This window comes from Agromyces neolithicus (assembly GCF_039529735.1).
GTDB classification, from domain to species: Bacteria; Actinomycetota; Actinomycetes; order Actinomycetales; family Microbacteriaceae; genus Agromyces; species Agromyces neolithicus.
On record NZ_BAAANJ010000021.1, the window covers coordinates 16,139 to 28,817 of the forward strand.

Here is a 12,679-nt window from a genome sequence, read left to right on the forward strand (position 1 = left end):
GGGGTATCCGTCATGCTCGTCACGGTGTCCATCCTACGCGGCTGGGCTTGGCGGGCGGCTGGGAGGCCAGGGTGACCGATGCACCGGCGACACGTGACGCGCCGTGGCCCGTCGCACTGCTCTCGGGCAAGATCAAGCAGTACCTCGACCGACTCGGCACCGTGTGGGTCGAGGGCGAGATCACCCAGTGGGGTGTCTCGGGCGGCAACGTCTACGGCAAGCTCAAAGACCTCGACGTCGACGCGACGGTGTCGTTCCAGGTGTGGTCGTCGGTGCGTGCGCGCTTCACCGAGCAGTTCAAGCAGGGCGACCGGGTCGTCGCACTCGTGAAGGTCAACTGGTGGGTCAAGGGCGGCTCGCTCTCGATGCAGGTCTACGAGCTCAAGCACGTCGGCATCGGCGACCTGCTCGAGCGCCTCGAGCGGCTGCGCACCCAGCTCGCCGCCGAGGGGCTGTTCGACCCGGCACGCAAACAGAAGCTGCCGTTCCTGCCCGGCGTCGTCGGCCTCATCACCGGCAAAGACAGCGACGCCGAGCACGACGTGCTGCGCAACGCACGCTTGCGCTGGCCGTCGGTCGAGTTCCGCGTCGCGCACGCAGCCGTGCAGGGCGACCGAACGGTGCCCGAGGTGGTCGCCGCGCTCGCCCGGCTCGACGCCGACCCCGAGGTCGAGGTCATCATCATCGCCCGCGGCGGCGGCGACTTCCAGAACCTGCTCGGCTTCAGCGACGAGCGACTCGTGCGCGCGGTCGCCGCGGCGTCGACACCCGTCGTCTCGGCGATCGGCCACGAGGCCGACCGGCCGCTACTCGACGAGGTCGCCGACCTGCGCGCCTCGACCCCTACCGATGCGGCCAAGCGGGTCGTGCCCGACGTGGGCGAAGAGCTCGTGCGCGTCGGCCAGGCGCGCGCCCGGCTCACGATGCGGCTGCAGCACCAGCTCGCCCACGAGATCGACCGAATCGGCCACCTGCGCTCACGGCCGGCCCTCGCCGACAGCTCGTGGATCGTCGACCGTCGAGCCGAAGAGCTCACCCGCTGGGTCGCCCGCGGCGCCGAACTCGTCGAGCGTTCGCTCGAACGCGCCGACTCCCGCGTCGCCGAGTTGCGCGGGCACCTGCGCGCGCTGTCGCCTCAGGCGACGCTCGACCGGGGCTACGCGATCGCCCAACTGCCCGACGGGCACGTGCTGCGTGCGGCCGGCCAGGCGCCCGAGGGCACCCGCTTCACGCTCGCGCTCGCCGACGGCGCGATCGCGGCCGAGTCCGCAGGTGCCGCGCACGACGCTGTCGGCAGCGCCGAATAGAATGGCACTCATGCCCCCCACCAGCGATATCGCCGAGCTGAGCTACGAGCAGGCACGAGACGAGCTCGTGCGCGTGGTCGGCGAGCTCGAGCAGGGGTCGGCCACCCTCGAGCAGTCGCTCGCGCTGTGGGAGCGCGGTGAGGCCCTCGCCGCCCGCTGCGAAGAGTGGCTCATCGGCGCGAAGGCGCGGCTCGATGCCGCACGCGCGGGCGCGGCATCCCGTCAGGCGACCGACGGCGGCGGGCGCTGATGGCGCAGCGCCCCCCTCGAGTCGTCGCCGAGCTCGGTCGCCCCGAAACTCCCGAAGAGGCAGCGGCCCGCAAGGCCGAGAACTCGCGCAACCACCGGCAGCGCCAGACCACGAAGAACCTCGTGCTCGCGCTCGGTGCGAGCCTGCTCGTGGTGCTCGTCATCGTGCTGATCGTGCCGCGCAGCGATGCCCCCATCGAACGCGACATCGACGTGGCAGCCGTCGCGCAGCAGGCGCAGATCGCCATCGACGACCCGCTCGCGGTCCCCGAGCTGCCCGAGGATTGGCGCGCGAACGCCGCCGAGATCCGTACGAGCGAGACCGACGGCGTCACTGCGTGGTACGTCGGCTACCTCACGCCCAGCGACGAGTACATCGGCGTCTACCAGGGTGTCGAGGCGAACCCCACGTGGGTCGCCGGGCTGCTCTCACGCACGCTCGCGACCGGCACCACCACGATCGACGGCATCGAGTACACGGTGTACGACAACCGCGAGTCGAGCGACGACGTCGGCAATGCGCGCTACGCTCTCACGACCGAGGCGGGCGGCACCACCTTCGTTCTGCTCGGCACCGCCACCCAAGATGAATTCACGACGCTCGCGTCGGCGCTCACGCCGACCATCGAGGCGCAGAACTGAAAGCAGAACACGTGACCGTGCAGCCGATCGAACGCCCAGAGACCCCGGCTGCGACGTGGCGTGAGTTGCGCCGCGGCAACGACCGTTTCGTCGCGGGCAAGCCCCTGCACCCCCGTCAAGACGTCGAGCGTCGCACCTCGCTCGCCCACACGCAGCGCCCGCTCGTGACGATCTTCGGGTGCAGCGACTCGCGCCTCGCCGCCGAGATCATCTTCGACGTCGGCCTCGGCGACGCCTTCGTCGTGCGCAACGCCGGGCAGGTCGTGACCCCCTCTGCGCTCGGCTCGCTCGAGTACGCCGTCGGGCTGTTGCACGTGCCGCTCATCATCGTGCTCGCCCACGACGGGTGCGGTGCGGTGCGCGCCGCCGTCGACTCGCAGCTCGCCGACGCCACGCCGTTGCCGGTGCACATCGCGGGCCTCGTCGAGAAGATCGTGCCCGCGGTGCGCAAGGTCGCGGGCGGCGCGGCCGACGGCCCCATCGAACCCGATCACGTCGACGTCGGCTTCGTCGGGCGCGAGCACCTGCGCAACACCGTCACCGAGATCGTCGAGTCGTCAGAGATGATCAGCGACGCGATCGCAGCGGGTACGCTGGCTATCGTCGGCGCGAACTACCGACTCTTCGAGGGTCGTGTCGAGACCGACATCGTCGTCGGCAACGTCTGACCGACGATCGCCGCGCGAGCGGGCCTCGGCCGGAGCATCCGGCCACGCACATCGAAAGGGAATCACACCGTGGTGGACAACGCCGACGACTATCGCATCGAACACGACACGATGGGCGAGGTGCGGGTCCCCGCATCGGCGCTCTACCGGGCGCAGACGCAGCGCGCGGTCGAGAACTTCCCGATCTCGGGCTCGGGGCTCGAGCCCCAGCAGATCCAAGCACTCGCCCGCATCAAGAAGGCCGCCGCGCAGGCCAACGCCCAGCTCGGTGTGCTCGACGCCGACATCGCCCGCGCCATCGAAGCGGCCGCCGACGAGGTCATCGCGGGTCAGCACGACTTCACCGAGCACTTCCCCGTCGACGTCTACCAGACCGGTTCGGGCACGTCGTCGAACATGAACATGAACGAGGTGCTGGCGACCATCGCCACCACCAAGCTCGGCAGCGCCGTGCACCCCAACGACCACGTCAACGCCTCGCAGTCGTCGAACGACGTGTTCCCGACCTCGGTGCACATCGCCGTCACGGCCGCGCTCATCGACGAGCTCATCCCAGCGCTCGACCACCTCGCCGTCGCCCTCGAGGCCAAGGCCGAACTGTGGGCCGACGTCGTCAAGGCCGGACGCACCCACCTCATGGACGCGACCCCCGTCACACTCGGTCAAGAGTTCGGCGGCTACGCCCGCCAGGTGCGCCTCGGCATCGAGCGGGTGCGCTCGGCGCTCCCCCGCGTCGCCGAAGTTCCACTCGGCGGCACCGCCGTCGGAACCGGCATCAACACCCCGGCGGGCTTCCCCCAACTCGTCATCGAACTGCTGCAGCGCGACACCGAACTGCCCATCACCGAAGCGGTCGACCACTTCGAGGCGCAGGCCAACCGCGACGGCCTCGTCGATGCGTCGAGCGCGCTGCGCACCATCGCGGTGAGCCTCACCAAGATCGCGAACGACATCCGCTGGATGGGCTCGGGCCCCAACACCGGGCTCGGAGAACTGCAGATCCCCGACCTGCAGCCCGGGTCGTCGATCATGCCCGGCAAGGTCAACCCGGTCGTGCCCGAAGCCGTGCTCATGGTCTGCGCACGCGTCATCGGCAACGACGCGACGATCGCATGGGGCGGGGCATCCGGTGCCTTCGAACTCAATGTGCAGATTCCCGTCATGGGCACCGCGCTGCTCGAGTCGATCCGCCTGCTCTCGAACGCCGTGCGCGTGCTCGCCGACAAGACCGTCGACGGCCTCGAGGCCAACGTCGAGCGCACGACGGCGCTCGCCGGCATGTCGCCGTCGATCGTGACCCCGCTGAACAAGCTCATCGGCTACGAGGCTGCCGCCAAGATCGCGAAGCACTCGGTCGCCGAGGGCATCACCGTGCGCGAGGCCGTCGTCGCTCTCGGCTTCGTCGAGCGCGGCGAGCTCACCGAGGCGCAACTCGACAGCGCCCTCGACCTGCTCTCGATGACGCGGCCGCCGAAGGCGTAGCCCGCGCACCCAATGCCGCACCCTCGACACCTGCGGGGTTCGTAGGACATCGAGCGGTTCGTAGGACGGTTGGCGACTCAGTCGTCCTACGAACCCGCGATCGTCCTCCCGACGAGCAGCGCCGTCCGGAATGTGCGCCCCTGGAGGCGTCTCATTCCGTTTCGAATCGCACTGCTGAGTGGTGCTCCTCTGCCAGGCGGCGAAGCGAGGCGAGCATTTCCCCGAACACCACCTGGCCGACGACCAGTTGTGCGAGCAATGCGTCGCGTGGGGCAGCGGCGTCGAGATCGGCGACCTCGAAGCGCGCAACGGCGTCGGCGACCCGCGCGTACTCGTCGATGATCGACAGACGGTCTTCATGAGTGCCGAACCCGACGATCACCTCGATCGCCGCGGCGAGATTCTCGCGATCCGGAGCGTCGTCTGAGACCCTCGCCCACCCTGCGGCTTCGATGACGGCGGTCGCGATCTCGCGAGCGCGCTGTCGATCGGGGCCGGCGCGCGGCGGTACTGGCGAAAGCGCGTACGCCGCTGCGCGCATCGCATCAATATTCTCCGTCGTCACCCCGTCGACCGCGGCCACGAGTTCGCGCAGGCGAGCCACCGGCACTCCACCGACCTCGCGCAGCACCCGCAGCAGCCGCACGCGCGCCACGTGGCTGTCGTCGTACTGGGCCTGGTTCGGCGCCTGCCGGTGCCCGGCATGCAAGAGCCCCTCGCGGAGGTAGTACTTCAGCGTCGGAACCGGCACGCCGGTGACGGTCGAGAGTTCAGACATGCGCACGCTGCATTCTCCCTTGACAAAGATAGATAGTGCGAGTATCTGTAATAGATAGTAGCACTATCTGCAAGGAGATGATCATGATCTCGACAGTGGGCGACCTGCGCGACGGTGCCCTGTTCGACGCCCTCCGCAACCGCCGATCTCGACGATTCGCGCGCGGCCTCGCCTTGACCGGTGGTCCGCTCGCGTATTCCGGCAGCAATCCACCCTCGCCCCTCAGCGAAGAGGAGACCGCTCGTCTCGCGTTCGCCGCGGCAGGGCTGACCGGTGGCATCCTCGCAGACTGGGATTGGCGAGAAGAATCCGGCGGCAACATGCTCGCCAACATCGCCGGACGCACGATCCCGAGCGCCGACGCCGCGCACATGGCGACGCTCTTCGTGATCGACGACTCCGGGGTCAGCATGATGCCGCGGCCCGGTGACCTCGACTCGGCGACGGCCCGGCACGCGGTCGCTCTCGCGAACGACGGTGACTACCTCCAAGCGTGGCGGGCGACGCGGATCCGAGTAAGCGAGGGTCGGTCGAACCCTTCCACCGAGTTTCCGCACGGAATTCCGCCGAACCGCTGGTCGGTGTCTGCGCCCGGCACGACGACGTTCCTCCCGGTCGTCGAGAGCGGGTTCCTGCTCATCAACGTGTTGCTCGAGCTCATGAGCGAGCGTTCGCGAGCCGTCGTGCTCGACGATCGCCACGGGTTCCTCCCGGCGGGGCTCGGGCCGCTGCTCAGCCGCCGCCGCGGTCATCTCGACGCCGACCCGCGGCGCGGGCGCACGATGTCGCTCTCAGCCGGGGAGCGGGTCATCGCAGAGATGGGCGCCGTCGAGATCGGCGCGATGGTGCAGAACCTCTCGCTCGCGGCCGAGGTGATGGGGCTCGGCGCCTTCTCTCACTACGCGCTTGCTGACTTCGCCGGTCCTGGGCGCACCTGGTTCGACGAGCTCGGCTTCACGATGCAGAAGGTTCCGCTCACCAAGCTCTTCGGCGTCCCTGCCCCCGCACGCTGGGCCCTCAAGGCACAACGGCGAGACATCACGATGCGCATGCCGATCGGGCTCGAGGTCGGCGGACGCACTGTGCTCCGCGCCCACCGTCCCCCGTACTTCCCGTCGATGGCTGCAGCCGTCGACGCGGTCGCGGAGCACAAGCTGGGTGACCGAGGTTCGTTCCGCGCCGGCGCGGTCGACGGCCGGTGGAGTGACGCCGCGGGGTTCGCCGAGGGCGTTCCAGCCGTGAGCGCCGCTGGACGCGAGGCGACGATCGCCTTCGCCGAATATGTGTGGCGTCGCTACGGTCGCTTCCCGGTCGGCATCGGATCCTTCCACTCGCTCGTCGCCGTGCAGGTCGCCCATCTCGACGAGGATTTCTACGATCGCCATTACCGAACCGACAGCCTGACCGACGCCCACCGACGGCACGAGTCGGTCTGGCACACCGACTCCGAGACCGTATGACAGGTGCTGCCGACTCCAGGCGGTGCCGCGCCGCGCTACGACCTTTTTCCGGGTGACGTGCTCCTGCGAATGGCCGTCACCCGGAAAAAGGTCGTGAGCGCACTCGAAATCAGGTCAGCTCGGCCCCGTCGAGCATCTCGCTGACGAGCGCGGCGATCGCCGAGCGCTCGCTGCGCGTGAGCGTGATGTGCGCGAAGAGCGGATGCCCCTTGAGTGTCTCGATGACCGACGCGATGCCGTCGTGGCGGCCGACGCGCAGGTTGTCGCGCTGCGCGACGTCGTGGGTGAGCACGACACGCGAGTTCTGACCGATGCGGCTGAGCACGGTGAGCAGCACGTTGCGCTCGAGCGACTGCGCCTCGTCGACGATCACGAACGCGTCGTGCAGCGAGCGGCCGCGGATGTGGGTGAGCGGCAGCACCTCGAGGATGCCGCGGTCGACGACCTCGTCGAGCACGTTGTCGCTCACGACCGACCCGAGCGTGTCGAACACCGCCTGGCCCCACGGGTTCATCTTCTCGCCCTGGTCGCCGGGCAGGTAGCCGAGCTCTTGGCCGCCGACCGCGTACAGAGGCCGGAACACCATGATCTTCTTGTGCTGTTGGCGTTCGAGCACCATCTCGAGGCCCGCGCACAACGCGAGGGCCGACTTGCCGGTGCCCGCACGGCCGCCGAGCGACAGGATGCCGACCTCGGGGTCGAGCAGCAGATCGATCGCGAGCCGCTGCTCGGCCGAGCGCCCGTGCACGCCGAACACGTCGCGGTCGCCGCGCACGAGCTTGACCTCGCGCTCACCCACGACGCGGCCGAGCGCCGAGCCGCGATCGGAGTGGATGACCAGCCCGGTGTTCACGGGCATGCCCTCCACCTCGGGCGTCGTCATCGCCTCGTGCTCGTAGAGCTTGGCCATGTCGTTCGATCCGAGCGACAGCTCGGCCATGCCGCTCCATCCCGAGTCGAGGGCGAGTTCGGCGCGGTACTCCTGCGCGTCGAGGCCGATCGAGGCGGCCTTCACGCGAAGCGGAAGGTCTTTCGAGACGACGGTGACGGCGACGCCGTCGTTGGCGAGGTTCGCGGCGCACGCGAGGATGCGCGAGTCGTTGTCGCCGAGCTGCAGCCCGCTCGGCAGCACCGACGGGCTCGAGTGATTGAGCTCGACCCGCAGCGATCCGCCGTCGCCCACCGGGATCGGGAAGTCGAGTCGCTCGTGCTCGACGCGCATCTCGTCGAGGATGCGCAGGGACTGCCGTGCGAAGTACCCGATCTCGGGATCGTTGCGCTTCGACTCGAGCTCGGTGATGACCACCACGGGCAGCACCACCGCGTGCTCGGCGAATCGGAACAGCGCCCGCGGATCGGACAGGAGCACCGAGGTGTCGAGCACGTACGTGCGCTCGGCCTGTGCGTTGCGCACGGGCGTCGAGGTGTCGGGCTGTGCCTTGCGGCGCCCCGCGCCTCTACCGTCGGATTTGGAGGTCTCGAGTGACGCCACGACCGCTCCCGCCCCGAGCATCTGCTCGGCTCTCGCGCCGGCCGGCGAATCCTCCTACGAGCGGTTCACGAGCCGACTCGTTCAGGCACCTTGCCTGATGTCTCAGACGCTACGACGCGCCTACGACATCTGCGTCAGCGACACGCGAAACGTCACCTGTCGTTCACGTCTGAGCAGGGATTGCGCGATTCGCCTGCCCGCGACGCAACGAATCGCGAGCGAGCGCATGCCGCGCCCGGCTCAGTACGAGGCGGCCGTGCTGTACGAAACGAATGCGGCACGCAGCATCTCGAACGTCTCGTCGGAGGTGGCGGCGTGGATCGAGAGTCGCACCTGCCCCAGGCGCGTGCTCGCGGTCACCCCGTGGTTGTGCAGCGAAGCCGTGAGCAGCGTGACCTGCTCGGCGGGTGGCTCGAGCACGACGATGCCGGCGCGCTCCTGCTCATCGCGAGATGAGACGACCGCGACCGCGTACTCGTCGGCGAGTTCGATCGCACGGCTCACGCGCCCCGCGACCGCGGCGTTGATCGCGGGCACGCCGACGCCTGCGATCTCTTCGAGGCTCGCCGCGAGACGCGCCTGGGCGATCGGGTCGGGATTCGACACCCGATACGCCCGAGCGTCGGGAGCGGGCGGCGGCACATGGCCCCACGGTTCGACTTCTTCGGTTGCGCTGAAGCCCGAGAACACCGGCGTGAGTTGCTCGAGCGCCCGCTCGGACAACGCCATGATGCCGGTGCCCCACCCGGCACGACACCACTTCTGCCCCCCGCTCAGCACCACGTCGGCGGCCTCCCAGGGTGCGTCGACGACACCGAAGCCCTGGATCGCGTCGACGATGAGCAGCCGGTCGCCGATGACCTGCCGGATGCCCTCGATGTCGCAGAGGTAGCCGGTGCGCGAGTCGACGAGGCTCACCGCGACGGCGGCGACGTTCTGCTCGAGCTGCTCGCGGATCTGCCCGGGCGTGACTTTGCCGTGGTCGGTCTCGAGCCAGACCGGTTGCACGGTGTGCAGTGCCTCTCGGGCACGCACGGCCGAGATCGGCAGGCTCGGGAACTCTTCGGCCGAGAGCAGCACGCCTCCCGTGAGCCCGAACATGGTGTGCATGAGTCCTTGCGTCGTGTTCGGCTGGAACACGATGCGGTCGGCCGGGAACCCGGTGACCTCGGATGCCGCTGCGCGGACCCGCGCGTCCTGCTCGGCGAACACGTCGAGACTGCCGTGCCTGGCGCGCTGCAGCACCTGCGTGAACGCGAGCGACTCTTCGGCGGCGGCCGTCGAGAGCGGCCCGAAGCGGCCGTAGTCGAGGTAGCCCGGCTCTTCTGAGAACGCGGTGATGTACTCGTCGATGGTGGTCACGTGTCAGTGCCCCCTTCCGTCGAACATCTTGGCAGAACGTTGCGCTCCATTACCCGCCGAAGCGACGATGGCGCTTGGCGTAGTCGCGCAACGCCCGAAGGAAATCGACCTGGCGCAGGTCGGGACCGAGCGCCTCGACGAAGTAGAACTCGCTGTGCGCGGCCTGCCACAGCATGAAATCGCTGAGCCGCTGTTCGCCCGACGTGCGGATGACGAGGTCGGGGTCGGGCTGGCCGCCCGTGTAGAGGTGCTCGCCGATGAGGTCGGGCGTGAGACGCTCGGCGAGGTCTTCGAGGCTGCGGCCCTCGGCGTGGTGGGCGGCCACGATCGAGCGCATGGCATCGGTGATCTCTTTTCGCCCGCCGTAGCCGACCGCGAGGTTCACGTGCAGGCCGCGCTTGCCGACGGTGCGATGCTCGGCCGCGTCGAGGGCGGCCACGAGCGGCTCGGGCAGCCCCGCGTCGGACCCGACGTGCTGCACTCGCCAGTCGCGATAGTGCGAGAGCTCTTCGGCCAGTTCGGCGATGATCTCGATGAGATCGGCGAGCTCGTCGCTCGGTCGGTTGCCGAGGTTGTCGCTCGAGAGCAGGTAGAGCGTCACGACCTTGATGCCGAGGTCGTCGCACCACTCGAGGAACTCGCGCATCTTGGCGGCGCCGGCGCGGTGGCCGTGCGCCGCGGTGTCGTAGCCGAGCTGCTTCGCCCACCTGCGATTGCCGTCGATGATCATCGCGACATGGCGCGGCAACGATGCCGGATCGAGCCCGCGACGGAGTCGGTTCTGGTAGAGGCGGTAGAGGATGCCACGACCGAGTGGCTCATCGCTCTTCTGCACGGCACTACGCTACCCCCAACGTCGTCCGTCGACTCACAGCAGACCATGACCGGCGAGGCTCTACGCTGTGAAGATGAACCGTGAGCGCCGCCGTGAGCCCGTCGACGTCGGCTCCGGGCTGTCACAGCCCGTCGCACCCGACGATCTCGCCGACAGGTCGGTCGCACGCTCCGATCACGGCCACGACCTGCCGAACATCCCCCTGCTCGACGACTCGCTGAGTCACGCCGACGACGTCAAGCCCACCTGGCGCGGGTGGATCCACGCGGGCACGTTCCCGGTGACGATCGCCGCAGGCGTGGTGCTCATCGTGCTCGCCGACGGCCCGTGGGCCAAGTGGGCGAGCGCGGTCTTCACGCTCACCTCGATGCTGCTGTTCGGCAACTCGGCGCTCTACCACCGCTTCAACTGGAAGCCGAAGACCAAGGTCGTGCTCAAGCGCATCGATCACGCCAACATCTTCCTGCTGATCGCGGGCACCTATACGCCGCTCGCGATCCTCGCGCTGCCGCCCGACAAGGGGTGGCTGCTGCTCGCGATCGTGTGGGGCGGCGCGCTCATCGGCATCGGCTTCCGCGTGTTCTGGATCACCGCGCCCCGCTGGCTCTACGTGCCCATCTACCTGCTGCTCGGCTGGGCTGCGGTCATGTACATCGGCGACCTGCTCGCGGCGAGCGTCGCCATGATGGTGCTCGTCATCGTCGGCGGCCTGCTCTACACGGCCGGCGCGATCGTCTACGGCATCAAGAAGCCGAACCCGTGGCCGGGGGTGTTCGGGTTCCACGAGATCTTCCACACCTGCACGGTGCTCGCGTTCATGTGCCACTGGACCGCGACGCTCATCATCGCCATGGCGCCCGCCTACCACGCGGGCTGAGTGGCGGCGAAGTGAGCGGCAGAGCTGTTCAGTGAGCGGATGCCCCTCAGGGGCGCTGCTCGTCGTCGTCGGGCGCCTCGCCAGCGGCATCGGTGGGCTCTGATCCATCGGTCGGCGGCGCTTCGGTGCCGGCATCGATCGCCTGGCCATCGGCCTCGGCGAGCTCGGCGTCACGGGCTGCAGCCTCGGCCTCGGCGGCGAGCTGCGCCTGCACCTGGGCGCGCATGTTGACCCGGCGCATGCGCCGCGTCATGTCGAGGATGAGCAGCACCACGACCACCATCACGAGGAACGTGAGCACGAAACCCCAGATGCCCGGGGTGACCGTGTTCGGGTCGAATTCCTCGTCGGTGGCGGCCACTGCGGACACGAGGAGCATCGGACTCTCTTTCACAGCGGATTCGGGCCTTCTCGGGCGGTTAGGCTGGATTCAAGCCTAGACGATTCGACATGAAGGAGGCTGCGGTGACCGTGCCCGAGAGCGACGTGATCGCCGCCCGTTACGGGCGCACACGCGCCCACCGCACCCGCGATCGCCTGCTACTCATCGCCGGCGGCGTGTTCGCCGCGATCGTGCTCGTCGCGTGGGTCGTCTGGGCCGGCCTCGACGGCCAGAAGCCGCAGGTCGAGGTCACCGACACGGGGCATCGCCTCATCAACGACGAGCGCGCCGTCGAGGTCAGCTGGAACCTCTCGGTGCCCCCCGGCAACGACACCGCCTGCATCGTGCAGGCCCTCAATGAAGACTTCACGGTCGTCGGGTGGAAGGTCATCGAGGTCCCCGCGTCGACGCTGCACATCCGCAGCCTCACCGAGACCGTGCGAGTCGCGCAGGAGGCGAACACCGGCTTGATTTACCGCTGCTGGCTCACCTAGTATTAATGATTCGCTCCGGCACACGCCGGGGCGACACGTCTATACCAGTCTTTCAAGACACGTGTCTCTCCAGCGTCTCCACGAGACGTCGAGATTCATCCACGGGAGTGTGCATCATGGCGCAGGACGCCACCGTCACCTGGCTCACCCAGGAGGCCCACGACCGCCTCGCGGCGGAACTCGAGCACCTCTCCACCCACGGCCGCGAAGAGATCGCGAAGCGAATCGAGGCCGCGCGTGAAGAGGGCGACCTCAAAGAGAACGGCGGCTATCACGCCGCCAAAGACGAGCAGGGCAAGCAGGAGGCCCGCATCCGTCAGCTGAAAGAGCTGCTGCGCACGGCCGAGGTGGGCGACGCCCCCGAGTCGTCGGGCGTCGTCGAGTCGGGCACCGTCATCACGGCCGTCATCGCCGGTGACGAAGAGACCTTCCTCATCGGCAGCCGCGAGATCGCAGGCGACTCCGAACTCGACGTGTGGAGCGAGCGCAGCCCGCTCGGAGCCGCCATCATGGGGCTGAAGGTCGGCGACAAGACCAGCTACACCGCGCCCAACGGCCGTGAGATCGCCGTCGAGGTCATCGGGGTCGAGACCTGGGGCGGCCAGTAGGCCGGCTGCCGAACAGGCGCAGCCCGGTTCGCAGAACCGATCG

The 12,679-nt window shown here is 68.8% G+C and carries 14 protein-coding genes; 9 read left to right on the forward strand and 5 right to left on the reverse strand.

Annotated elements, in window-relative coordinates; all coding sequences use genetic code 11:
• The first annotated feature begins 47 nt into the window (after positions 1 to 47).
• From xseA to ABD164_RS17015, 5 genes are all read left to right on the forward strand, one after another.
• Entirely contained in the window at positions 48 to 1,307 is a 1,260-nt protein-coding gene (xseA, locus tag ABD164_RS16995) for an exodeoxyribonuclease VII large subunit (protein ID WP_425545963.1), read from the forward strand.
• A gap of 10 nt (positions 1,308 to 1,317) precedes the next feature.
• Complete coding sequence (locus ABD164_RS17000; protein WP_344297715.1) at positions 1,318 to 1,557, forward strand: exodeoxyribonuclease VII small subunit; 240 nt, start codon at positions 1,318 to 1,320, stop codon at positions 1,555 to 1,557.
• Complete coding sequence (locus ABD164_RS17005) at positions 1,557 to 2,198, forward strand: DUF4245 domain-containing protein (RefSeq protein WP_344297717.1); 642 nt, start codon at positions 1,557 to 1,559, stop codon at positions 2,196 to 2,198. The genes ABD164_RS17000 and ABD164_RS17005 overlap by 1 nt, the downstream gene beginning before the upstream one ends.
• Before the next feature lie 17 nt (positions 2,199 to 2,215).
• Positions 2,216 to 2,866, forward strand: coding sequence for a carbonic anhydrase (locus ABD164_RS17010; RefSeq protein WP_344297907.1), 651 nt, complete (start codon positions 2,216 to 2,218; stop codon positions 2,864 to 2,866).
• A 72-nt stretch (positions 2,867 to 2,938) separates the two neighbouring features.
• Positions 2,939 to 4,348: a class II fumarate hydratase gene (locus tag ABD164_RS17015; RefSeq protein ID WP_344297909.1), complete on the forward strand. Its 1,410-nt coding sequence runs from the start codon at positions 2,939 to 2,941 to the stop codon at positions 4,346 to 4,348.
• 151 nt (positions 4,349 to 4,499) lie between these two features.
• Here ABD164_RS17015 and ABD164_RS17020 read toward each other — a convergent pair whose 3' ends face one another.
• Positions 4,500 to 5,126, reverse strand: a complete 627-nt coding sequence (locus tag ABD164_RS17020) for a MerR family transcriptional regulator (RefSeq protein WP_344297719.1) — start codon at positions 5,124 to 5,126, stop codon at positions 4,500 to 4,502.
• Positions 5,127 to 5,209: 83 nt separating this feature from the next.
• Between ABD164_RS17020 and ABD164_RS17025 the strand changes: the two genes are divergently transcribed.
• Positions 5,210 to 6,586: a hypothetical protein gene (locus ABD164_RS17025; RefSeq protein ID WP_344297721.1), complete on the forward strand. Its 1,377-nt coding sequence runs from the start codon at positions 5,210 to 5,212 to the stop codon at positions 6,584 to 6,586.
• Between the two features lie 109 nt (positions 6,587 to 6,695).
• On the opposite strand, the gene phoH2 is transcribed toward ABD164_RS17025, so the two are convergent.
• The 3 genes from phoH2 to ABD164_RS17040 form a co-directional block, all read right to left on the reverse strand.
• Positions 6,696 to 8,099 carry an RNA 5'-3' helicase PhoH2 gene (gene phoH2, locus ABD164_RS17030; protein WP_344297723.1) on the reverse strand — a complete coding sequence of 468 codons (1,404 nt, stop codon included), beginning with the start codon at positions 8,097 to 8,099 and terminating at the stop codon, positions 6,696 to 6,698.
• Positions 8,100 to 8,318: 219 nt separating this feature from the next.
• Entirely contained in the window at positions 8,319 to 9,440 is a 1,122-nt protein-coding gene (locus ABD164_RS17035; RefSeq protein ID WP_344297725.1) for an aminotransferase class V-fold PLP-dependent enzyme, read from the reverse strand.
• A 49-nt stretch (positions 9,441 to 9,489) separates the two neighbouring features.
• Positions 9,490 to 10,275, reverse strand: a complete 786-nt coding sequence (locus ABD164_RS17040) for an isoprenyl transferase (RefSeq protein ID WP_344297727.1) — start codon at positions 10,273 to 10,275, stop codon at positions 9,490 to 9,492.
• A gap of 73 nt (positions 10,276 to 10,348) precedes the next feature.
• Here ABD164_RS17040 and trhA point away from each other — a divergent pair, with 73 nt between their 5' ends.
• On the forward strand, positions 10,349 to 11,152 hold the full coding sequence (gene trhA / locus ABD164_RS17045; RefSeq protein WP_425545964.1) for a PAQR family membrane homeostasis protein TrhA: 804 nt from the start codon (positions 10,349 to 10,351) through the stop codon (positions 11,150 to 11,152).
• A gap of 46 nt (positions 11,153 to 11,198) precedes the next feature.
• Here trhA and ABD164_RS17050 read toward each other — a convergent pair whose 3' ends face one another.
• Entirely contained in the window at positions 11,199 to 11,531 is a 333-nt protein-coding gene (locus tag ABD164_RS17050; protein WP_344297729.1) for a hypothetical protein, read from the reverse strand.
• Between the two features lie 86 nt (positions 11,532 to 11,617).
• Between ABD164_RS17050 and ABD164_RS17055 the strand changes: the two genes are divergently transcribed.
• Both ABD164_RS17055 and greA read left to right on the forward strand, forming a co-directional pair.
• A complete protein-coding gene (locus tag ABD164_RS17055; protein WP_344297731.1) occupies positions 11,618 to 12,028 on the forward strand; it encodes a DUF4307 domain-containing protein in 411 nt (136 codons plus the stop codon).
• Between the two features lie 116 nt (positions 12,029 to 12,144).
• Positions 12,145 to 12,636, forward strand: a complete 492-nt coding sequence (gene greA / locus ABD164_RS17060; RefSeq protein ID WP_344297733.1) for a transcription elongation factor GreA — start codon at positions 12,145 to 12,147, stop codon at positions 12,634 to 12,636.
• The last annotated feature ends 43 nt before the right edge of the window (positions 12,637 to 12,679 follow it).

Coding starts and splice junctions, on each gene's coding strand:
- ABD164_RS17000 (WP_344297715.1), top strand. CDS start 1,318: ATGCCCCCCACCAGCGATATCGCCGAGCTGAGCTACGAGCAGGCACGA.
- ABD164_RS17005 (WP_344297717.1), top strand. CDS start 1,557: ATGGCGCAGCGCCCCCCTCGAGTCGTCGCCGAGCTCGGTCGCCCCGAA.
- ABD164_RS17020 (WP_344297719.1), bottom strand. CDS start 5,126: ATGTCTGAACTCTCGACCGTCACCGGCGTGCCGGTTCCGACGCTGAAG.
- ABD164_RS17025 (WP_344297721.1), top strand. CDS start 5,210: ATGATCTCGACAGTGGGCGACCTGCGCGACGGTGCCCTGTTCGACGCC.
- phoH2 (WP_344297723.1), bottom strand. CDS start 8,099: ATGCTCGGGGCGGGAGCGGTCGTGGCGTCACTCGAGACCTCCAAATCC.
- trhA (WP_425545964.1), top strand. CDS start 10,349: ATGAACCGTGAGCGCCGCCGTGAGCCCGTCGACGTCGGCTCCGGGCTG.
- ABD164_RS17050 (WP_344297729.1), bottom strand. CDS start 11,531: ATGCTCCTCGTGTCCGCAGTGGCCGCCACCGACGAGGAATTCGACCCG.
- greA (WP_344297733.1), top strand. CDS start 12,145: ATGGCGCAGGACGCCACCGTCACCTGGCTCACCCAGGAGGCCCACGAC.